General features: G+C 62.1%; 15 protein-coding genes. 8 read left to right on the top strand and 7 right to left on the bottom strand.

The window, feature by feature from the left end; genetic code table 11:
• Positions 1–24: 24 nt before the first annotated feature.
• Together B015_RS0126790 and B015_RS32800 are read left to right on the top strand one after the other, a co-directional pair.
• Positions 25–1,041 carry an NADP-dependent oxidoreductase gene (locus B015_RS0126790; RefSeq protein WP_018430843.1) on the top strand — a complete coding sequence of 339 codons (1,017 nt, stop codon included), beginning with the start codon at positions 25–27 and terminating at the stop codon, positions 1,039–1,041.
• 282 nt (positions 1,042–1,323) lie between these two features.
• Entirely contained in the window at positions 1,324–2,037 is a 714-nt protein-coding gene (locus B015_RS32800) for an outer membrane protein (RefSeq protein WP_081623581.1), read from the top strand.
• A gap of 85 nt (positions 2,038–2,122) precedes the next feature.
• Here the strand turns inward: B015_RS32800 and B015_RS0126780 are convergent, their stop codons facing one another.
• Both B015_RS0126780 and B015_RS0126775 read right to left on the bottom strand, forming a co-directional pair.
• Entirely contained in the window at positions 2,123–4,807 is a 2,685-nt protein-coding gene (locus B015_RS0126780) for a DNA translocase FtsK (RefSeq protein ID WP_157632930.1), read from the bottom strand.
• A 179-nt stretch (positions 4,808–4,986) separates the two neighbouring features.
• A complete protein-coding gene (locus B015_RS0126775) occupies positions 4,987–5,829 on the bottom strand; it encodes a MurR/RpiR family transcriptional regulator (RefSeq protein ID WP_018430840.1) in 843 nt (280 codons plus the stop codon).
• Positions 5,830–6,082: 253 nt separating this feature from the next.
• On the opposite strand from B015_RS0126775, the gene B015_RS0126770 reads away from it, so the two are divergent.
• Positions 6,083–7,534, top strand: a complete 1,452-nt coding sequence (locus B015_RS0126770; RefSeq protein ID WP_018430839.1) for an MFS transporter — start codon at positions 6,083–6,085, stop codon at positions 7,532–7,534.
• Positions 7,535–7,536: 2 nt separating this feature from the next.
• A complete protein-coding gene (locus B015_RS0126765) occupies positions 7,537–8,190 on the top strand; it encodes an aspartate/glutamate racemase family protein (RefSeq protein WP_026227772.1) in 654 nt (217 codons plus the stop codon).
• 154 nt (positions 8,191–8,344) lie between these two features.
• Here B015_RS0126765 and B015_RS0126760 read toward each other — a convergent pair whose 3' ends face one another.
• Together B015_RS0126760 and rocF are read right to left on the bottom strand one after the other, a co-directional pair.
• Positions 8,345–9,403: an ornithine cyclodeaminase gene (locus tag B015_RS0126760; protein ID WP_018430837.1), complete on the bottom strand. Its 1,059-nt coding sequence runs from the start codon at positions 9,401–9,403 to the stop codon at positions 8,345–8,347.
• A complete protein-coding gene (gene rocF, locus B015_RS0126755) occupies positions 9,403–10,323 on the bottom strand; it encodes an arginase (protein ID WP_026227771.1) in 921 nt (306 codons plus the stop codon). Before rocF ends, B015_RS0126760 begins: the two co-directional genes overlap by 1 nt.
• A 345-nt stretch (positions 10,324–10,668) precedes the next feature.
• Here rocF and B015_RS0126750 point away from each other — a divergent pair, with 345 nt between their 5' ends.
• Both B015_RS0126750 and B015_RS0126745 read left to right on the top strand, forming a co-directional pair.
• On the top strand, positions 10,669–11,106 hold the full coding sequence (locus tag B015_RS0126750) for an Lrp/AsnC family transcriptional regulator (protein ID WP_018430835.1): 438 nt from the start codon (positions 10,669–10,671) through the stop codon (positions 11,104–11,106).
• Between the two features lie 421 nt (positions 11,107–11,527).
• Positions 11,528–12,787 (top strand): glycosyltransferase, encoded by a 1,260-nt coding sequence (locus tag B015_RS0126745; protein ID WP_018430834.1) that lies wholly within the window; start codon positions 11,528–11,530, stop codon positions 12,785–12,787.
• 67 nt (positions 12,788–12,854) lie between these two features.
• Here B015_RS0126745 and B015_RS31665 read toward each other — a convergent pair whose 3' ends face one another.
• Positions 12,855–13,655 (bottom strand): WecB/TagA/CpsF family glycosyltransferase, encoded by an 801-nt coding sequence (locus B015_RS31665; protein ID WP_245262423.1) that lies wholly within the window; start codon positions 13,653–13,655, stop codon positions 12,855–12,857.
• A 318-nt stretch (positions 13,656–13,973) separates the two neighbouring features.
• Between B015_RS31665 and rfbA the strand changes: the two genes are divergently transcribed.
• Both rfbA and B015_RS31660 read left to right on the top strand, forming a co-directional pair.
• Complete coding sequence (gene rfbA, locus B015_RS0126735; protein WP_018430832.1) at positions 13,974–14,849, top strand: glucose-1-phosphate thymidylyltransferase RfbA; 876 nt, start codon at positions 13,974–13,976, stop codon at positions 14,847–14,849.
• A gap of 466 nt (positions 14,850–15,315) precedes the next feature.
• Positions 15,316–16,740 (top strand): undecaprenyl-phosphate glucose phosphotransferase, encoded by a 1,425-nt coding sequence (locus tag B015_RS31660; protein WP_018430831.1) that lies wholly within the window; start codon positions 15,316–15,318, stop codon positions 16,738–16,740.
• 22 nt (positions 16,741–16,762) lie between these two features.
• Here B015_RS31660 and B015_RS0126725 read toward each other — a convergent pair whose 3' ends face one another.
• Positions 16,763–17,359: a 4'-phosphopantetheinyl transferase superfamily protein gene (locus tag B015_RS0126725; RefSeq protein ID WP_157632929.1), complete on the bottom strand. Its 597-nt coding sequence runs from the start codon at positions 17,357–17,359 to the stop codon at positions 16,763–16,765.
• A 59-nt stretch (positions 17,360–17,418) separates the two neighbouring features.
• Positions 17,419–21,999: a MupA/Atu3671 family FMN-dependent luciferase-like monooxygenase gene (locus B015_RS0126720; protein ID WP_018430829.1), complete on the bottom strand. Its 4,581-nt coding sequence runs from the start codon at positions 21,997–21,999 to the stop codon at positions 17,419–17,421.
• Positions 22,000–22,100 lie beyond the last annotated feature (101 nt).

The raw sequence follows: 22,100 nt of genomic DNA, 5'->3' as shown, positions 1-22,100 counted from the left end.
GGAAATCGGCCACCGGATGCGCTCATGACCATGCGGGCATTTGTACTCACCGGATATGGCGGCCCGGAAGCCGCTCAGTTGCGCGACATACCGCGTCCACGGCCGGCTCGCGGCGATGTCCTGGTGCGGGTGCATGCCGCGGGCCTCAATCCCGTCGACTACAAGACACGCGAAGGCAAGCTCAGGGTCATCAAGCGATATCCCTTGCCGATCGTCATGGGCAATGAAATGGCAGGCGTCGTGGAGGAATGCGGAGAGGGCGTCACGTCATTCGTGCCGGGAGACCGGGTCTTCGCCCGCATGCCCAAGGAAGCCATGGGTGGGTTCGCCGAATATGCCGTCGTCCCGGAAGGTTTTCTGGCGAAAATTCCCGCATCCATCGATTTCAACGCCGCCGCCGGTGTGCCCCTCGCAGGCCTCACGGCACTTCAGGCACTTCGCGACGAACTCCATGTGACGCAAGGCAACAGGATCTTCATTCCGGGGGGAGCGGGCGGCGTCGGCACCTTCGCCATTCAGGTGGCAAAATGGCTCGGAGCCGAGGTGACGACGACGGCATCGCCACGTGGCAGGGCGCTTGTCGAACAACTCGGCGCCGACGTGGTGATCGACTACACGACGCAACGCTTCGAGGAAGAGTTGCGCGACATGGACGGGGTGCTTGATCTGCTTGGCGGCGAAACGCTGATGAAGTCGTTCGGCGTGGTCAAACCAGGCGGAAAAGTGGTCTCGATTGCCGGCATGCCGGAGCCCGAGACCGCGCGCAAGGATCTGGGCCGCGGTGCCGTGCTTGCGACGCTTTTCTGGTTCATCTCCTACCGCTTGCGCGCGGAGGCCCGGAAACATCACGTCTCCTACCGCTACCTCTTCATGCATCCGAGCGGGAGCGAGCTGACCGAGCTCGCCGGGCTGATTGCCGACGACACGGTCAGACCCGTCATCGACCGTGTCTTTCCCTTCCAGGACATTGCCAAAGCCTTTGCCTACCTGGAAGCCGGCCACGCCAAAGGCAAGGTGGTCGTGCAGATGACAAGCTCATAGAGGGCCTCCATGTCTTCACGGAGTGCCCGCCTGCCAAGCGCCGAAGCGCTCAGTCTTCCTGGCGCTTGCCGAGCATGGCTGGGCGCGCCGACGATAGCCTTCGTGCGTTGGGAGAGCAAAGCCGCGCGGCGCGGCAACTTTCCCGCCACCTAGCTAGCAGCTGTTCGCGCCAGTGTTGCAAGACCGCAACCCCAAGAGCGCAACCGTAGCCGGCAAACGCAATTCCTGCTTGCACAAGCAAATCATGCATATAGCATTCCCCTAAACAAGGGGGAGCTTGGGATGAAATCTACCGCGCTTGCTATCGTGCTCGTCTCATTGGCTGCAGGCACGGCTTCGGCTGCAGACGTTGTCGCTTCAGAGCCTGTTCCAACCTCCGTCGGGGCTCCCTTTGTCTGGACAGGCGGATATATCGGGCTCCAACTCGGCTACAGCAAAGGCAGCGGCGAAGGTGCCTATCTATCGCCAGGTGGTGTCAGAGCTGAGACGGCATCTCCCGATGCACGCGGCGCACTTCTAGGCGGCCAGGTCGGTTACAATCACCAGTGGGGCTCGATGGTGGTCGGCGTCGAAGGTGAGCTGGCCTATTCCTGGGCCAACGGAACAAGCGATATTGTCAGCTTTCCAGTTGCGGGTGGACCTATTGCAACCAACGACAACGAGTTCACTTATCTCGGCAGCATAACCGGCAGGTTGGGCTATGCCATGGATCGCACCTTGTTCTATGCCAAGGGTGGCGTTGGTTTTACCAAGCTCTCGATGAGCGACATATCGTTGGCTAACACCGTGAACGCAAGCGGATCCGAGACCCTGACCGGCTGGACAGTCGGCGCAGGTATAGAACAGGCACTCAACGACAAGTGGTCGATCAGAGGCGAATATCAGTTCTATCGATTTGATGCGAATCTCGCGCTCAACGAGCCTGCCCTCTTCCGCACCTATGACGATAATTTCGACATCCATGCCTTCAAACTGGGGGTCAACTATCGGTTCTAAGTACGCCCCTCATGGAATTACTAAGAAAACAGGCCGCGCAATGCGCGGCCTGTTCTTTGTGATCTATCGATGAGCGCCGAAGCGCTCAATCCATCTCTTCACGCTTGCCGAGCATGATCTCGCGCTTGCCGACATGGTTGGGAGCGCCGACGATGCCTTCCTTTTCCATGCGCTCGACCAGCGACGCCGCACGGTTGTAGCCGATGCCAAGGCGGCGCTGGATGTAGGAGGTCGAGCACTTCTTGTCGCGCAGCACCACCTTGACCGCCTCGTCATAGATGTTGTCGCCATCCTCGGCACCCATGGCGCTCTTGTCGAAGACCGCGCTGTCGTCGACCTCAGGCGCTTCGTCCTCCTCGTCGGCGGTGACGGTCTCAAGATATTCTGGCCGTCCCTGGGCCTTGAGGTGGGCAACCACGTGCTCGACCTCGGCATCGGAGACGAACGGGCCGTGGACACGGGCGATACGGCCGCCGCCGGCCATGTGCAGCATGTCGCCCTGGCCGAGCAGCTGTTCAGCGCCCTGCTCACCGAGGATGGTGCGGCTGTCGATCTTCGACGTCACCTGGAACGAGATGCGGGTCGGGAAGTTGGCCTTGATGGTGCCGGTGATGACGTCGACCGAGGGACGCTGGGTCGCCATGATCAGATGGATGCCGGCGGCACGCGCCATCTGGGCGAGGCGCTGGATGGCGCCCTCGATCTCCTTGCCCGCGACCATCATGAGGTCGGCCATCTCGTCGACGATGACGACGATATAGGGCATCGGTGCGAGGTCGATTTCCTGCTCCTCGAACAGCGGCGCGCCGGTGCCCTTTTCGAAGCCGGTCTGCACCTGCATCACCACGGTCTCACCCTTGTCGCGGGCGATCGCCGCGCGCTGGTTGTAACCGTCGATGTTGCGCACGCCGAGCCGTGCCATCTTGCGATAGCGGTCCTCCATTTCGCGCACCGCCCATTTCAGCGCGGTGACCGCCTTTTTGGGATCGGTGACGACGGGGGTCAGAAGATGCGGGATGCCGTCATAGACCGAAAGCTCCAGCATCTTGGGATCGACCATGATCAAGCGGCATTCCTCCGGCTTCAGCCGGTAGAGCAGCGACAGGATCATGGTGTTGATGGCGACCGACTTGCCCGAGCCGGTGGTGCCGGCGACAAGCAGATGGGGCATCTTGGCAAGTTCGGCGATGACGGGTTCGCCGCCGATGGTCTTGCCCAGGCAGAGCGCCAGCTTGCACGAGGTGTTGCGGAAGCCGTCGGACTCGATCAACTCGCGGAAATAGACTGTCTCGCGGGTCTCATTGGGCAGCTCGATGCCGATGACGTTGCGACCCGGGATGACGGCGACGCGCGCTGAGATCGCCGACATGGAGCGGGCGATGTCGTCGGCAAGGCCAATGACCCGCGACGACTTCACGCCTGGCGCCGGCTCGAATTCGTAGAGGGTGACCACCGGGCCCGGGCGGACATGGATGATCTCGCCCTTGACGCCGAAGTCCTCGAGCACGCTTTCGAGAAGGTCAGCATTCTGCTCCAGCCGCTCCTGCGACATGTAGAAGCCCTGCCCTTCCGGCGGCTGCTGCAGCAACTCCTCTGACGGAAGCTCATAGTTCTCGCCGGGCTCGAACTGCATGAGCTTGCCGGCCATCGGCAAGGACGGCGTCTGGCGCGGAGCCGGCATGGTGATTTCGACGGTCCGTGACGCCACTGCCGGCGCTGCATCGTTGGCAGCGACACGCGTCGGCGTCTTGACCTCCGCTGTCGTTTCGACAGCCACGGCCTCCTCCACTGCGGCGACCGGAATCTCAGGCGCCGGAGCGACGGCAGGCGTCGCGGCGATTGGCTCGAGCGTCTCGACCGTAACCGTGGTGGCCAGAGCTTCGACGTCTGCGACTACCGGATGGTTCGGCGTCGGGCACTCGATGACCCTGTAGAGCGCAGTCACATCAGCCACCGATGCCGGCCTGGACGTGGTGCGGCGGGATGCCGTGGCTGGCGCCGGAGCGGCCACCCGCACGGGAGCGACAAAAGCTGGTCGCGGTGCCTGGACGACAACAGGCGTGGCAGCCGCTGCCGTCTGGGGCAACAACTCGCCTGCATAGGGCGCGCCAAATTCGAAGAAGGCGTGATCCGACAGATAAGACCAGCGCGCACTGAACGCGGTGGTCGGAGCAACGGTCGCAGCGTCCACAACCGCCTGATGGCGCGTGGTGGCATGGGCGGCAGCCATTGCGGGCGCGGTCGGGGCGTGCACGGGCGCAGCCGGGGTCAGCACCTGGGCGCTCTCGACGACGCGCTGCAACGAAGGTTCTGCCGGGCGCGACTGCACAGGCGTCACTGCGGCAGGCCTGGCAACGGCGGCTGAACTCGAAGCTTGGGAGGAAGCCTGCGGTGCGGTTTGGGGTGCAGCCGCGACCGGCTGGGCTGGCGCCTGCTGGACCGGCTCGTCGTGCACCTGCTCGCCGTCCTCGGGCTTGATCTTCTTGACCTCGCGGTCGGGCGTGCGGGTGAAGCGCACATTGGGAGCGAGGAAGAAATAGTCCTGCCAGCCCGGGCGGGCGAATTCGCCCTCGTTGCCGCCGAAATTCGGGAACACCGCGCCGTCATCCTTGGGCTTCATATAGGTGTGTTCGTTGCCGCGCAGGTTGACAATGCGGCCGGCAAAATCGACCACATGCGCCTGCTCGCGCGCGGCCTCGTGGCGGTGCTGCTCACCCTCCCCGGAGTCAGTGCCAGATAGATTTGCCCTGGGAAAACGCATGGATGCCATACTGAGGACTCGCCGGTTTGAACGTCCCCTGAGCAATAGGAACCGATGGTTAACAGTTCCTTCCGAAATCGGCCCTGGCAGACAGGATCAGAGCCGTTTTGGCACAGCCGGGCGGGCACTCCCGAGCGTTCCCAATGGGTTGCCGCACGAAGATTTTTTTTGACCCGTTTGGCCCGCGGCTAGAGTTCCTCGAGGGCATCGCCAATGGCCTCGATGCCCCTGAGGCGGGCACGGCCATTGGCGCCGGCGCGCTCGATGGCGCGGGTGGCAAGCAGGTGGCAGATCGCCATGACGGCGACATGGTTGAACAGCGGTCCAGGCGCCAGGGTCTGGCAGCGGAAATGCCAGGCGGCACTCTGGCGGTGGGGCAGGCCCTCGTCGGTGATGTAGAGCAGCCGAGCGCCGCTCCGTTCGATTGCCTCAAGCACCATGTCCATGCGGGCAACACGGCGGCGCATACCGAAGACCACGACCACATCGTCCTTGCCAACGCTGACCAGATGTTCGCCCAGCGTCTGCCCGCCGCCGGGAATGGCGACGATGTTTTCAATCACCTGCGTCATCTGCCATTGCAGGTAGTCGGCAAAAGGGTGGCTGCTGCGAAAGCCCATCACCCAGACCTTGCGGGCCTGAAGCATTGCGTCGACGACGTCATCGATCTGGCTGTCGGTGATGCCGGAGAAAGTGCCTTCGATATTGGCGATGCCCTGGGCAACATGGGCTGACAGCGACTGAGTGCCGGCCGCATCTGCCGAGGTGGTCAGGAACAGGCGCGAGCCGGTTTGCCTTTCCTCGCGGGCCGCGCGGCGCGCCTCTTCGTAATTCTCGTAGCCGAGTCGCTTGACGAAACGCGAGACGGTCGCATTGGACACCTGGGCGAGCGTCGCAAGCTCCGAGGCCGAGTAACTGGCCAGCTCGCCGGGGAAGTCGCAGACAAAGTCGCCCAGCCTGCGCTCGGCCGGGTGAAGATCCTCGAGCGCCTCCCTGACGCGGAAGAGGAACGACCTTTCCTTCGATGCCATAGCGCCTTCCGCCATTCGCCCAGTCCGCCACACTGTCGCGCCTATCCGGCGCCGCCGCAAGGCATCACAGCGCCCGATCACGCGCGCTCCCGCGCCAAACGCACAGGAATCACAAAGACATAACCACTTTCGGCGGTAACGCAATTCACACAGCCGGCAAGCTTCGCAAGATCGGGTTGTAAAATCTCAATTTCATGTGATACCTTTGTGAAAATCAGTTTTCACATCTGGTTGAGCCAAGGGAGGAGAGACCATGGCAGCGGAAGGGATGATGTCATCCGGCAAATCATCGCCGGTGATCAAGCAAATGGAAACGGCGCTGAGCCGCATCGGCGTGACGGGGGCACACAAGCAGATCATCGCGCTTGTGCTCATCGGCTGCCTGTTCGACAGCTTCGAGCAGAACACCATCGGCGTGGCCGGACCGATGCTGAAGGAGCATTGGGGCCTGACCGGCGCCGATATCGGCTTCCTCAATACGATCACCTTCGGAAGCGCGGCCATTGGCCGCCTTCTGTCGGGCATCCTCGGCGACCGCTACGGCCGGCGCGTGATGCTGACCATCAATCTGCTGCTGTTCACCATCGGCTCGGCGGCCTGCGCCCTGGCGCCCAGTTTCGCCACGCTGTGCTTTGCCCGTGCCATCGTCGGCTTCGGCGTCGGCGGCGAAATCTCGACTGCCGTCACCATGCTGTCGGAGTTCTGCTCGCCCAAATTCCGCGGCACCGCAGCCGGCCTGGTCAATGTCGGCGCCGGCGGCTTCGGCAACTTCCTGGCACCCGCTTTCGGCCTGATGATCTTCACTTTGTTCCCGGGCGAAAACGCCTGGCGCTGGCTGTTCGCCGCATTGGCTCTGCCGGCACTGTTGGTGGTGTTCTATCGTCGTTTCGTACCCGAAACGCCGCGCTTCCTGGCCTCGCAGGGCAAGATCGCCGAGGCCAACAAGGTGCTGTCCATCCTGGAGTCCGGCACGCTTCGGCCCAAGAACCTGGTGGTGCGCGAGCATCTGAGCGCTGATCTGGCAAAGGACGCCAAGCCGACCAGGAGCGACTGGAAAGAGTTGTTCCGCGCACCCTTCATCGGCCGCACCATCCCGGTCGCCATCGCCATCCTGATGAGCTACGGTGCCCAGCTTTCGGTGCTGACCTTGATGCCCATCATCTTCGTTTCGATGGGCTACACGCTCCAGGGCAGCCTACTCTATTCGATGATCATCCAGAGCGGCAGCGTGCTCGGCGCCATCGCCGCGTCCATGTTCGGCTACTACTTCCCGCGCAAGAAGGTGCTGACCCTGGGCGCCATCTGCGCCTGCCTGGCCGCCGTGTCGATCGTCTATCTCGGCACCAACATCTACCTGGTGCTGATGTTCGGCGCGATCTTCCAGTTCTTCGTGCTGTTGCTCAACACCTCGATCTGGATCTATGCGCCGGAGCTGTTCCCGACCCGCATCCGCGCCTTCGGCGTGGCCTTCATCCTGGCCACCGGCTCGGCGGCCGGTTCGTTCATTCCCACAGTCGCCGGTGCGCTGTTCGACAGCTACGGCATGATCGGCGTGTTCGGCCTGGCAGCCGGCATGTATGCGGTCTTTGCCTTCTGCATCCAGCTCGGGCCGGAGACCTACGGCATGTCGATGGAAGACCTGACCCAGCGCGCCGAGCCCGAGGAAACCGAAATCTCGCCCGCCCGCGTTGAAGCAAGAGCATGACGATGACTGCACATATCCTGTTGATCAACCCGAACAGCTCGCATGCGACAAGCGACATGATGCACGCGATCGCCAGCAAGGCGGCGACAGGACGGACGGCCGTGGCAATCGCCACGGCCACCCGGAACCCGAAGATGATCGTCAACAGCGAGCAGCTTGCCGCTGCCGCCGAACAGGTGATCGAGATCGGAGCCGGGCATGACCAGAATTGCCGGGGCATCGTGGTAAGCGCCTTCGGCGATCCAGGCCTGGCGGCCCTGCGTGAGCGTGTCGGCGTACCGGTCGTCGGCATCTGCGAGGCCTCGATGATCGAGGCCTCGCAGGGCGGCCGCAGGTTCGGCGTGGCCACCTCGACGCCTGAGCTTACCGAAGCGATCGCCGGTCGGGCCCGTGATCTCGGCCTCACCCATCTTTACACCGGCATACGCTGCACACCTGGCGACCCGGTGGCGGTGGCAAGCGACCCCGTATTACTGCAGCAGTCGCTGGCGGAAGCCGTGCGCCAGTGCATCGAGCTCGACGGTGCCGAGGCCGTCATCATCGGCGGTGGCCCGCTGGGTCAGGCGGCGGAGCAGCTTCAGCCGCTGTTCGGCACACCCGTCATCGCCCCGATCCCGAGTGCGATCGAACGGCTTCTCGGTCTCGTCTCGACCTAGGCAACTCCAGAAAAAGCGTGCAGCGATTTTCCGTCGGGAATTGCGCAAAAACAAAGAGATAGAGGGTTTCCGCGATTAGAAGAAAGGCGGAAACGCTCTAGGGGGTGGCCTGACGCTCATCGTTGCGAGCCGCGCTCGCTCAAGACACCAGTCCTCAGGCCTGGCCTATCTTCTTCCGGTGGCGCAGAAGCATGCCGAACAGATCGCGTGGTTCGTCCGGATCGGCGAGCAGGTCGAGCTCCTCATAGTGCCTGGTCTGGCGCAGCACGTCGCGGACATAGCGCAGTGCCGAAAAGTCCTCGATGGCGAAGCCGACAGAGTCGAACAGCGTCACCTGGCGGTCGCTGGCGCGGCCGGTGGCCTTGCCTGCAATCACCTGCCACAGTTCGGTGACAGGATAGTCGGCTTCGAGTTGCTGGATCTCGCCCTCGATGCGCGTCTGCGGCGGATACTCGACGATGATTTCCGAGCGCAGCAGGATGTCGCGGTGCAGCTCGGTCTTGCCAGGGCAGTCGCCACCGACGGCGTTGATGTGCACCCCTGAACCGACCATATTGTCGGTGAGAATGGTGGCGCACTGCTTGTCGGCGGTGACGGTTGTGATGATGTGTGCGCCCTCGACCGCCTCCTGGCCAGACTTGCAGACGACGATGTCGAAGCCCTGCCCCTCGAGGTTGCGGGCGCATTTGCGGCTCGCCTCGATGTCGATATCGTAGAGACGCAGCTTGTCGATGCCGAGCAGCTTCTTGAAGGCCAGCGCCTGGAACTCCGACTGGGCGCCATTGCCGATAATCGCCATGGTGTCCGAGCCCTTGGGCGCCAGATACTTGGCTGCGACCGCCGAAGTGGCTGCCGTGCGCAGTGCCGTCAGGATGGTCATCTCGGTAAGCAGCATCGGATAGCCCGAGCCGACATCGGCCAGCACGCCGAAGGCGGTGACCGTCTGCAGGCCCTCGCGCGTGTTCTTGGGGTGGCCGTTGACATATTTGAAGCCGTACATCTGGCCGTCGCTGGTCGGCATCAACTCGATGACGCCGTCATGGCTGTGCGAGGCGACGCGCGGCGTCTTGTCGAACAGCTCCCAGCGGCGGAAATCCTCCTCGATGTAGCCGGCGAGCTCGCCGAGGAAGCGGTCGACGCCGATTTCGAGAACCAGCGTCATCATGTTGTCGACGCTGACGAAAGGCACGATGTTGAGACTGGCGGCGGTCATCAAAAGCTCCTGGTCGGACGGTCCATGATGCGGCGGCCCATCAGGCTGGCGACGAGATCCACCATCAGGATTGCTGTGCGGCCGCGTTCATCGAGGAAGGGGTTGAGTTCGACGAGATCGAGGCTGGTGACCAGCCCGCTGTCATGCAGCATTTCCATTGCAAGATGCGCCTCGCGGAAAGTGGCGCCGCCGGGAACGGTGGTGCCGACCGCTGGTGCGATCGCTGGGTCGAGGAAATCGACGTCGAGGCTGACATGCAACAGGCCGTTCTCGGCCGAGACGCGCTCGAGGAAGGCGCGCAGAAGCGGGGCCAGTCCGTGCTCGTCGATGGTGCGCATGTCGTGAACGGTGACGCCCGCCTGGGTCAACGCCCGGCGCTCGGCCGGATCGACGCTGCGCAGGCCGAGCGTGCAGACGCGCCTCGGGTCGACTGGTGCCGCAAGCTTGGGGAAGTAACCCTCGAAGCCATCGAGGCCGCTGGCATAGGCCAGAGGCACGCCATGCAGATTGCCGCTGGCGGTGGTGTCGAGCGTGTGGAAATCGGGATGAGCATCGAGCCAGAGCACAAACAGCGGCCGGCCCGTCTCGGCGGCGCGGCGGGCGATGCCCGAAACCGAGCCAGCCGACAGCGCATGGTCGCCGCCCATGAAGATCGGCATGCCGTCGGCGCTTGCAGCATAAGCCGCCTCGGAAATAGCCGCAGTCCAGCCAGCGATCTCCGGTAGTGCCTTCAGCGCGGGATTGGGATGGATATCTACCCGCACAGGCCTGGGCGCGATGTTGCAGAGGTCGGTGACCTCGTGGCCAAGCTCGGCAAGGGCTGGCGCGATGCCCGCCGTGCGCAGCGCGCTCGGCCCCATCTCGCAGCCCATGCGGCCAGCGCCGTCCTGAAGCGGAACTCCGATGATTTTGCAGTGCATTGGTCAAACCCGTGTCAATCAGGTCACGATTGAACCGATGGCGGCTGGCAATATGAAGCCACTGAATTGGCACTTTCGATATGCTTTCTGCTCAAAACGGCAGCAATATTTCTCAAAATGCACAAATCTCCCGCCAAATTTGATAAGAGTCGTCGCCCTGTCGCCGCCCGCGTCGGACCGAGCAGCATCTCTTATGTTGCGACCAGCCCTCGCCTGCCGCGCACCACCGTCCGCGCCCGCATCGGATGGTTGGTGAGGTCAGGCGACGTGAGGCCATTGTATTAGCGATTCCGATATGCAAGCCTTGCGAAACGGCGGCTAATTTGTGCGAAGTGGAAAACCACAATGGACGAACTCGACAAGCGGCTCGTAACTCTCCTGCGCCACCACGGGCGGCGCAGCATCTCCGACATCGGGATCGACCTGGGCGTCTCACGCGCCACCGTCCGCTCGCGTATGGAACGGCTGGAGAAATCGGGCGACATCATTGGCTACACGGTGATCCTGCGTGCTGACGCCGTCGACCAGCCGGTGCGCGGCATCATGCTGATCGAGATCGAGGGGCATGTCTCGGACAGGGTTGTGCGCGCGCTCGGCGGCTTTTCAGAAGTATCGCAGATCCATACGACCAATGGCCGCTGGGACCTCGTCGTCGAACTAGGCACGCAGACATTATCCGATTTCGACGCGGTGCTGCGGCGCATCCGCCTGATTCCAGGCATCACCGGCAGCGAGACCAGCCTGCTCCTTGCCACGCCACGCAGCACGCGGGCGAAATTATAGGCGCTAGGCAGGCGTCACAATTCGGACGCGCTCAATCGGCATTATCTCCCATCAACCGGGCCATCGTTGGCGCCATTTGCGGGTAGCGTCCATACGGACTGGCAATTAGCCCTTGCCGGACAAGTGTATTGCCGTAAATGAGCCAAACCGCTACAAATATACGCGTGGGTGCGGATCTTCAGCCGATTTTCGGCTCAGCGATGGTTGGACTTTCGTTGATAGGATTCGACTGCAAATCAGTAGACGTGCGAGAGTTGTTGCCCGTTGCAGGCGAAGAATGTGCATTGCGAGGCAGCAACTTGGAAGTCATCTGTACTCACGATGGTGCCAGGCATGAAGTGCGAGCTGCGCCTCCTCCAGACGAACCATGGGTACGGTATGTGACCCTCCTGCCAAGGCGTGCAAGTGCAAGGCATCCGCTATGAAGATGACACCGCGCTTTACAGCGGCCCATCCGGCCATGAATGTCGCCTACATCATCAATACTTACCCAATGCCATCGCACAGCTTCATCCGCCGCGAAATCCAGGCACTGGAGCGGCAGGGACTGAAGGTGCAGCGCTTTGCAATGAGGGGCGCAACAAGCCAACTCGTTGATCCGGCCGACATTGCCGAAGACAGCCGCACCGAGCATGTGCTTGCGCTTGGTGGTGCGAAGCTCCTTCTTGAAACGGCGCGGCAAGCGTTCGTCTCCCCCGGCCGTGCGCTCGCAGCGTTGAAGCTGGCCATCAAGATGTCGAGGCGCTCAGAGGCAGGGCTTCTGCGCCACATCGCCTATTTCGTCGAAGCTTGCCACATCGCCCGTCGCTGCAAGTCGCTCGACATCAAGCATCTTCACGCACATTTCGGCACGAACTCCGCCACCGTGGCGATGCTGACGCACATTCTGAGCGGCCTGCCCTATAGCTTCACTGTCCACGGACCGGAAGAATTCGACAAACCGTTGGCCATCGGGCTCGCCGAGAAAATCAAGAGAGCTGCATTTACGGTCGCAGTCAGCTCATATGGTCGCAGCCAGCTGTACCGCTGGTCCAAACATGAGGAATGGGACCGCATTCATGTCGTGCACTGTGGCGTCGAGCCGCAACATTTTTCGCAACCAGAGCCGTTTCCGGATTCCGGGGTTCGCCTCGTCTCGGTCGGCCGTCTCGTAGAACAAAAGGGACAGCTCCTGCTTCTGGAAGCCATCGCGCAACTTCGGGACGAATTGCCGAATCTTCATCTGACCCTTGTCGGGGATGGGGACCTGCGCCAGGAGGTTGAGGCGACAATCAAGGCGAACGGCCTTGAGGGGCACGTTACCGTCACCGGATGGGTGGACGAGCGTCGCGTCCGTGCCGAACTCGCTGCCGCACATGCCCTTGTCCTACCCAGCTTTGCTGAGGGCCTGCCTGTGGTCGCGATGGAGGCGATGGCCGCTGGCCGCCCTGTCATCGCCACCTACATAGCCGGGCTGCCGGAGCTGGTCGAGCCGGGCAAGACCGGCTGGCTCGTTCCGGCCGGCAATGTGTCGGCCCTGGCCGCAACGATCCGCCAGTTGGCCAAGGTACCCGCTGCGCAACTTGCAACGATGGGCCTGGCCGGCCGGGCCAGGGTTCTGCTTGCCCATAACTCGGACACCGAGGCGGTGCGGCTCGCAACGCTGGTTGCCGCCGTGCTGACTTCACTGCCGATCGTGTAAGGCGGCGGATCCAGTCAGCTATTGGACATGCCGCGACCAAGTCGCCATGCCCGGAGCTTACGATCCATCATTGAGAGCGCGCGCGCAGGCGGCGCGTCCAGCATTCGTTGGCAAACAGCCGCATCAACGGCACCACCGAGTAGACATAGCGCCGCCACAGACGGCGCGGCTCGCTGGAAAGCCGGTGCAGCCATTCCAACCCGGCATTCCGCATCCACGACGGCGCGCGCTTTTTGGCACCGACAATGAACTCCAGCGACGCGCCGACGCAAAGCGCCACGCCGTGGGACTTGGGATGTCGCGACAACTCAAAGGCAATTCGCTCCGATTGCGGCGAACCGACCGCAATGAAAATGAACTGCTCATCGCCCTGCGCCGCGAATTCGACGCAGCGCCTCATTCCATCCTTGTCGCCCAGGAGGCCTATAGGTGGTACGAAGGTACGCAACGACATCCGTGGAAAGGTGCGCTTGAGATCATCCACGAGCGTGTCGTTGGCAGCGATGATCGCGACCTTGTCCGTATCGCCGATGACTTTGTCGAACAGGGCCACTGTCAGGTCGGACCCCGTCACCTGGGGAATTTCCAGCGACAGGACCTTCGCCATCATAGAGATCGGCTTGCTGTCGCAAAGCGAAAGCCACGCCGCATCATAGCACTCGGCGAGTTGCCGAGTTTTCTCCAGCCTGACTACGTGATCGACGTTGGGCGTGACGACATAGCGGAAAGTGGCGTCTGCTTTTGTCGCCTCGAGCAGGTCTATCGCCTGCTGGAAACCGACTGAATCAAACGGCGTCCCGAGAAAACGGTCTCTTCCACCAGCGCATCCATGTTCGCGGCGAACTATCACTTCCTCCCGGACAAGCACAATGTCCCCCTATGAACTCAACACGCTACACACTCAGGTCGATTTTGATGCATGTTGTGATTGTAGCGTTGCCGCTAAAGTAAACAAGTTCTTAACTTAGCTAGCGTTAACGTGGGTGCCGAGGGTGGGTCGTCCCAAGCGCCATCGACGATCGACCGGGTTCGGCCGGATGTCTATTGGGAAGTCGCAAGCCGCTCAGCGTCTGCATTCGGTGCCTGCCCTGTTAACCTACAGGCAACTATATCCTTGGATCCTTATATTGGATCGACTAGCCTCCTCTATGTCGATCCAAGACTTGTGACCGCAGAGATTGAGCTGATGAAGGGTATCATTCTTTCAGGAGGAAGCGGGACACGTCTTTATCCGCTGACTCTGGCCGTATCCAAGCAGATGCTGCCGATCTACGACAAGCCCATGATCTATTATCCGCTCAGCGTGCTCATGCTCGCAGGGATAAATGACATTCTTGTGATCTCGACACCGCGAGACCTGCCCGGCTTCCGCGCACTGCTCGGCGACGGCGGCGATTTCGGAATCCGTCTCTCTTATGCGGAACAGGCCGAACCGCGCGGCCTGGCGGAAGCCTTCATCATCGGACGCGACTTCATCGGCGACGGCAGCGTCGCAATGATCCTCGGCGACAACATCTTCTTTGGCGGCGGCTTGTCGGACATCTGCCGCCAGGCCGCTGCAAACACGAGTGGCGCGTCGGTGTTCGCCTATCAGGTCGACGACCCCCAGCGTTACGGCGTCGTCAGCTTCGACAAGGCCACCGGACGAGCGTTTACGATCGAGGAAAAGCCGGTCGAGCCCAAATCCAACTGGGCGGTCACCGGCCTGTATTTCTACGACAATAACGTGGTCGACATAGCCCGCTCGATCCGCCCGTCGGCACGCGGCGAACTGGAAATCACCGACGTCAACAACGCCTATCTCGAGCGTGGCGACCTGCAGGTCTACCAGCTGGGGCGCGGCTATGCCTGGCTCGACACAGGCACCGTAGACAGCCTCGACGAGGCCTCATCTTTCGTGCGCACGATCGAGAGGCGCCAAGGCATCAAGATCGCATGCCCGGAAGAGATCGGGGCAGAGATGGGATGGGTCGATCCGCATCGCGTACTGGAACGTGCCGAGCGGCTCGGCAAGAACGAGTATGCGCAGTACCTGCGCAAGCGGATGGCCGAACTCTTGTAGCGATTGGCCCTGCCGAGAGACGAGCATCGTCGCGCTGTGTCTCCGCGCCCCGCTTCGGCGCAGCCCATTTTCGCTGGCAATAGAATTTCACCCCGGCTGCGCAACTCTTGGCCACAAATGCGCGTTATGGGTGCATGGAATTACCGCAGATGGCTTGCAGCTTTCAGTAAACGAGAAGTTGTATGCAAAGTGTAGTGACACAGAAGGGAAAGTAGATACGGAAACCGACTCGACATCGCCATCTTCGATCCCGCCAACCGCGACTGCCGCTTCCGTTCGAATATTCATCACGCGAAAAGTGATCACCTGTGAGGGCGGGGGAGTGTAAATTTTGTCGGCTACGAAAATAAATCAGTTAAACATCGCGATGTACCGCCGGCCATGACATCGTTTCGCGATGTTGCTTCGACGCTTGCTCATGTCTTTAACGACATGTTAATCAATATATCCAGGCGACGAGGCTAGGATGTCGATACCCGAGAAGCCGACTAGCGTGGATATCCGCGCAAGGCTCCCCTTCCGGCTCAACTACGAGGCGATAGCCTTTGTCGCGGCCGCCATCGATATTTGCCTCATCGTGGGTTCCAGCCTTGTGGCAGGTTTCGTCTATCATCAGATCGCATTCGGCGCGTTTTACGCGCCATCCGAGTATCTTGGCGTAGGGCTGGTCTATGCCGTCATCTTTGCCTTGGTGGTGACCGCAGGTGGGAAATACAAGCCGTCGGAGCTGGTCTCTCTCGGCAGGCAATTGCCTTTTCTCGTGATAGTCAGCATCAGCATCTTCGCCTTCCTGGCGGCCGTGATCTTTTTCTTGAAGATCGGCGAGTTGCTGTCACGCGGTTCGATGATTGTCTTTGCCGGGTTCTCCCTGTTTTCGCTGGTGACGAGCCGCATCATCTGGCGCAATGAGCTGCGAATCGCACTGGATCACGGCCTGTTCCAGATAAGGCGAGCGCTGGTCGTCTGCAGCAAGACCTATGCGATCGAACCGCTGCAAGGTCAGATCGCCCGGTACGGGCTGTCGATATCCCACGTCGTACGCTTCTGCGACGAAGGTTCGGCCACGCGCCTGATCGGCGATGCGCTGGATGGCGCCCGATCCTTCGACATCGATGAAGTCCTGGTGATAGGTCACGGAACCAACCTCGCCACGCTGAAGCCGGTCTTGATGGAACTGCGCGCGCTCCCCCTGCCGGCGAAGCTTATCCTGGATGATTTCGCGGCGGACATTGTTTCCAAGCCTGTACGCCAGATGGGCGACAAGGCAGCCATCCAGGTGCAGCGGCGTCCACTGACGATATTCGAACGCGCCTTGAAACGCAGCTTCGACATCGCCTTTGCCGCAACCGCACTGATCATGCTGTCGCCGATGCTCATCCTGGTGTCGATTGCCATCAAGCTGGACACCCGTGGCCCGATATTCTTCACGCAACGACGCAAGGGCTATGGCGACAATGCCTTCCGCATCCTGAAATTCAGGACCATGACCGTAATGGAGGACGGGGAAGAGATCCGGCAAGCCAGCCGCGGCGACCAGCGCGTAACCAGGGTTGGCGCTCTGCTGCGGTCGACAAGCATCGACGAACTGCCCCAGTTCCTGAACGTGCTTAGGGGCGACATGTCTGTCGTCGGCCCCCGACCCCATGCGGTCGCCCATGACAACCAGTATGACAAGCTGATTGCCAAATATGCCTATCGCCGCCACGTGCGCCCCGGCCTGACCGGCTGGGCACAGATCAACGGTCATCGCGGTGAAACGCCAACAGTGCTCAGCATGGAAGAACGGGTGAACCACGACCTGTGGTACATCCACAACTGGTCCTTCTGGCTCGATATCCAGATTGTGCTGCGGACCTTCCCGGAAATGCTCAGTTCGAAGACCGGATACTGATCGCAGCGCGGGCCACGTCAGTTCAGGTGTCCTTAAGAACCATTCCGCAGACGATCATCCCATCCGAGATACGGAAGCGCCCGTGCATGCGGTGGCCAGCGGCAAACGGCGCGACGGCATGCTCGAACACGATGTCGAAGCTGCCCTCATCCAGGTCGAGTGCGATACCCAGCGTCTCGAAGCCGAAGAGCGACCGCGAGATGGGGAATTGTGCCTTGTAGGCACATTCCTTGGCACTGAAGATCGTCTTGGCCAGCACGCCTCTGGACTGTGGGTCCTGCCTCAGCAGCCATTGCAGTTCGCGTCTGCTGCAGATTTCGGACCAAAGCTCGGGCGGCAATGGCTCCGCCAGTTCGATATCGAGCCCGATGGCGCGATAGCCTTGCGCAACCAGTGCGACCGCAGCCACGCACTTCGTTCCGCTGTGGCTTATGCTGCCGACCACCCCGTCGGGCCAGATCGGCGCCCGGTCCTCGCCGTGGAGAACAGGCAGTGACGGCAGGCCCAGCCTCCGCATCGCCGCGCGGGCGCACATCCGCCCCGCAGCGAATTCGATACGGCGCGACGCGACCATACGCGTGAGATGAACAGCCTCCTCCGGCAGGAGGTCGGCTGCCATGTCTCCAAGATTGCCCTCGGATGTTGCGACATCAGGCCCGAATATGCCTTCAAGCAGGCTCATCCCGTGTCGCGAGAGCGCACCAATCCGGCCCGGCGATCGCCAAGCGCATTGCGTCGCATGGCGGCCCGATCGGCGACGCGGCTCAGCCGTTCATCTGCCTTACCCCGGTCGGCGATGTGGGCTGCCAGGCCCGACACCGTCGGGAACCTGAACAGGTCCGTGATCGTAAGCTCGGGCGCGACCTTGCTCCTGAGCTCTCGATGCACCTGCACCGCGAGAAGCGAGTGCCCCCCGAGCGCGAAGAAGCTGTCATGCAGCCCGACGCGCTCGAGCCCCAAGGCACGCCGGAATGCTTCGGCGATCTCGATCTGGGTGTTGTCGCTCGGCGCCACATATTCATGTGCAGCCGGCACGCTGCGGACTTCCTCCGGCTTGGGCAGGCGATTGCGGTCGACCTTGGCGTTGGGCGTGAGCGGAAATGCCTCGAGCGTCACAAAATGCGCCGGCACCATGTAATCGGGCAGCACCTCGGCTATGTGGGCACGCAAGCCCCTCTCATCGATCGTCACCCCAGGCGCGCGGATGTAAGCGACGATACGGACGTCGTTGGCCCGATCCTCGCGTGCCACGACAACGGCCTCGCGCACACCTGGATAAGAACCGATGCGGGCTTCGATCTCACCGAGCTCGATGCGATAGCCGCGGACCTTGACCTGGAAATCCGCCCGGCCGAGGAAGTGCAGTGTACCGTCGGCACCGAGACGAACCAGATCGCCGGTGCGATAGATACGCCCGGCCATGAAGGGGTTCGGCAGGAAACGCTCCGCCGTCAATTCGTCCCGGTGCAGGTAGCCGCGGGTCACGCCGTCGCCGCCGATATAAAGCTCGCCGGGCAGCCCCGGCGGCACCGGGCGTCGAGCCCGGTCCAGAACGTAAAGCTGCGTATTGGCGATCGGACGTCCCAGTGGCACGACGCCCTCGGTCTTCTGCGCGGTCAGCGTCGATGACCAGATGGTCGTCTCGGTCGGACCGTACATATTCTCGACTGTGGCCTCGGATACCTTGGCCAGTTCAGCCAGAAGGGCACCCTGCAGCGCTTCGCCCCCGATGTAGAGATGCTGAACGCCGCCAAGGGCGCGCCTGTCCTCATCGCCCATGAGGAACATGCTGGCCATAGAGGGGGTGCACTGCAGATGTGTCACGCCATGTCGGCGGATCTCTGTCGCGAAACCACCATCCCATTCCGTAGCCGGCTCCAGATCGGCTGAACCGCGCACCTGCGCCACGACCTGCGCCAACGGCACCAGGCGCTCCATGACCAGTTCGCTCGGCACACCAAAATCGATGAGGCAAGCAATGTCGTCGACGCCTGCGGCGGCGACCTGCTCGATGCGCTGGCGCGCGTCGTCTACCGTGCCGAACAGCCCGCTATCCTCGAAGTAGCGCAGGAAGGCGAATTCGAGGATGGCATCGAGTTCCTCCGCATCGAGCGACTGGAGGTCGATGTCCATTGGCTGGGTGACGCCTTGCGGCTTCTTGAACGCGGGAAACGCCCAGGCATACTGCTTGATCAGCGCGGCAGCGCTGCGCAGATAGTCCTTCATCGGACCGCGCGCCTGCCGCCTCACCTCTTCACGGTCCTCGCCCAGCAAAGTGTGCAGCATGAGGGTGACCGTATAGTCGGCAGGATTGCGCCCGACCTCAACCAGCGTCTCGCGGTAGATCTTGATCTTTTCGGCAACCTCGTCGATCGACTGGCCCAGCAGATGGGTCAGCACGTTGGCGCCCAGGCGTGCGGCCTCGCGATATGTCTCGGGGTTGCCGGCCGTCGTCAGCCAGATCGGCAGCTCCTTCTGGACCGGTCGCGGCTGGGTGACCACACTGACCTTGCCCTTGCCGAATTCGAAGTCGACGCTTTCGCCGCGCCACAGCCGGCGAACCGTCTCGATGTCGCGGATCATGCTCGCCTTGTTGTTTGGCGGGGCGTTCTCCGGCCGCAAGATGAAATCTTCCGGCATCCAGCCCGACGCAAAGGCGAGCGCGGCGCGGCCGTTGCTGAGATTGTCGATCACAGCCCATTCTTCGACGACGCGGGCAGGATGGTGCAGCGGCAACACGCAGCTGCCTGCCCTGATCGACAGTTGCTTGGTAACCGCTGCAACCGCAGCGCCTGTTACCGCCGGATTGGGATAAGGGCCGCCAAAGGCGTGGAAATGCCGTTCCGGCGTCCACACGGATTGGAAGCCATGTTCGTCGGCAAACTTGGCGCCCTCGAGCAGCAACCGGTACTTGGCCGGACCGGCACCGTCGTCATTGCCCCAGTAGAACAGCCCGAAATCGATGGCACCCTGCCCTGCAGTGCGCAGGATCGGAGCTTCCCTGCCCCGCTGTGCTTCACCGGAATAGACCACAACCTTGAAGCCGCGCGTCAGCGTCCAGAAAAGCTCGAGAACCGAGATGTCGAAAGACAGGCTGGTAACGGCGAGCCATACGGGCTGCCCTTGGCTGCCGACCTCGACGCGCTCATCCATTCCCGCGAAGAAGTTCACCACGTTCCGATGCTCGACCATCACGCCTTTCGGGCGGCCGGTGGACCCTGACGTGTAGATCACATAGGCAAGATTGGCCGAGGTCGCGCCACCCTTCACCCGGGACGTCGACTGCCGGCGCGCCAGGACATCCTCGACACAGAGAACCTTGGCGCCGGCCAATGACGGCGAGGACGCATGGGCCCGATCGGCCAGCACAACCTTGATGCCACTGTCTTCGACCATGAACGACAGGCGATCGGCGGGGAAATCGGGATCGAGCGGCAAGTAGGCGCCGCCCGCTTTCTGGATTGCCAACGCACCCACCACCAGGTCTATCGAGCGGCCGACGCAGAGGCCTACCGGCATATCGGGCCCGACGCCCATCTCGACGAGAGCCCGCGCGATGCTGTTCGCACGCTCGTCCATCTGCCTGTAGGTCAGCGACTGGTCGCGATAGGCAAGTGCGACAGCATCCGGCGTAAGATCGACCTGGCGCTCGATGAGTTCATGGACGCAGGCGCTACGTTCATAATCACGTTCGGACTGGTTCAGATCGTAAAGAACGCGCTGCTCCTCTTCCTTGGACAGAAGCGGCAGGTCGGCAATGTGTTCTGTGCCAGCGGCAAATGCGGCCGCCAGGATATTGAGACGCTTCACATAATCGCCGACCTGCAGGTCTGCGACGCGATTGCGGTCGTAGAGCGCGAATGCCTGGCCATCATGGCCTTCCAACACAAACGTCAGTGCACAGCCTTCGATGGATGCGGCCTGTTCGGCACCGGCAGTTTCCAAAATGCCAAACGAACTGCTCAATTCGGCTATGACTGGTGACCGATCTGCAAGATCCCGAAGATGGGTGCGGCGCTTCCGCAGCTGCTGCAGGGACTGGTGCACGGCATCCGCGAAATGCGTGAGATCTATGCCGTCGCCGGCCTCGATGCGCAGCGGCACGGCTGCTGCGAAATAGCCGGCATATTTCGCCTGAAGCGCTGCGAGGTCATCATTGGCATATGCCAGCGTAAAGGTCTGCTGTCCCGACAAGCGGTGCAGGAACGCACCGATCAGGACGATCCTGTCGTCCCCGGTGACATTGCGCGGCATATCAAGCGCGATCTTTTGCAGATCCGGCTCGTTCTCCTGACCGGACTTCACGTCAGGCAAGTCGATGTCGCCGGCCGCAGCCAGGGCCCGGCTGAAGAAGCCTTCGTGCGGAACGATCTCGGCCACGATGGCCGACAGGTCACGCGCATCCGCTTCATCGATAATGGGCAGACTTGCGCCAATCTTCAACAGCGACGCCAGTCCGGTCTTGCCCGTTCTGTGCCGCAGTTCGCCATCGATCCACACCTGGTTGTCGGCAGTGGCCACCAGTGCGCCGCGTTCGCCCAGGGCGAGCACGCTGCCAGGTCTCGCGCCACCGGGCTCGTCGGTCACTTCCAGCCTTGTCACCGAAAAAACCTTGCCTTCGGCGCGGACTTTCGACGTCACCAGCGGATTGGCATAGCCGTCGCCGAAACTGAGACCCCGGACCAGGCGCGAAAGTTCAGCGGCGGGCCGTTCGAAACGCAACGTCGCAGCCGCATCCGGCCGCAAGTACCGGCCGAAATAGCGCCTCGTGCTGAAATCCTGATGTTGCGGCGCAAGCGTGCCGCGCTCGATCTGATCGAGCAGATCGCCGAAGGTTGCGATGCCGGCTTCGAAACACTTGGAATTGAGCGTCAGGACGGTTTCGTCTTCGCTGACATCGAAACTAGCGCGCGCATAGACGTCGCCCTCATCGATGCCCGCGGTAATGGCATGCCAGGTCACCCCGTGCGTTGCGGCGCCTTCGATGATCGCCCACGAGGGCGTATTCAGTCCGGCGAATTCCGGGAGCGGGCCATCGTGGAAATTGATCGCGCCCTGCTTGGCCCGTTGCCAGACAGCATCCGGAATCATGCGAAGGTTGGCGACAGAGAACAACCAGTCGTAGTCTACCGCCGCCAGTTGTGCCGACAGGTCAGCACTCCATTCGACCACGGCGATGCCTTGGGCCTCGGCCCAGTCGCGGACGCTCGCCCGGCCGGTCACGATCGCTGTGATCGCATGGTCCCGCGCGCGCAACATCTCAGCGCACTGCACTAGCAGCGACTCGTCGCCAATCAACACACAGTTTAGCTTAGCCATGGATCGTCGGTCCCAGCCCCTACTGTTTTTGGAAGCTCACA

Source organism: Hoeflea sp. 108 (assembly GCF_000372965.1).
Lineage (GTDB): Bacteria > Pseudomonadota > Alphaproteobacteria > Rhizobiales > Rhizobiaceae > Aminobacter.
This window is presented reverse-complemented; position numbering and strand designations above follow the sequence as displayed.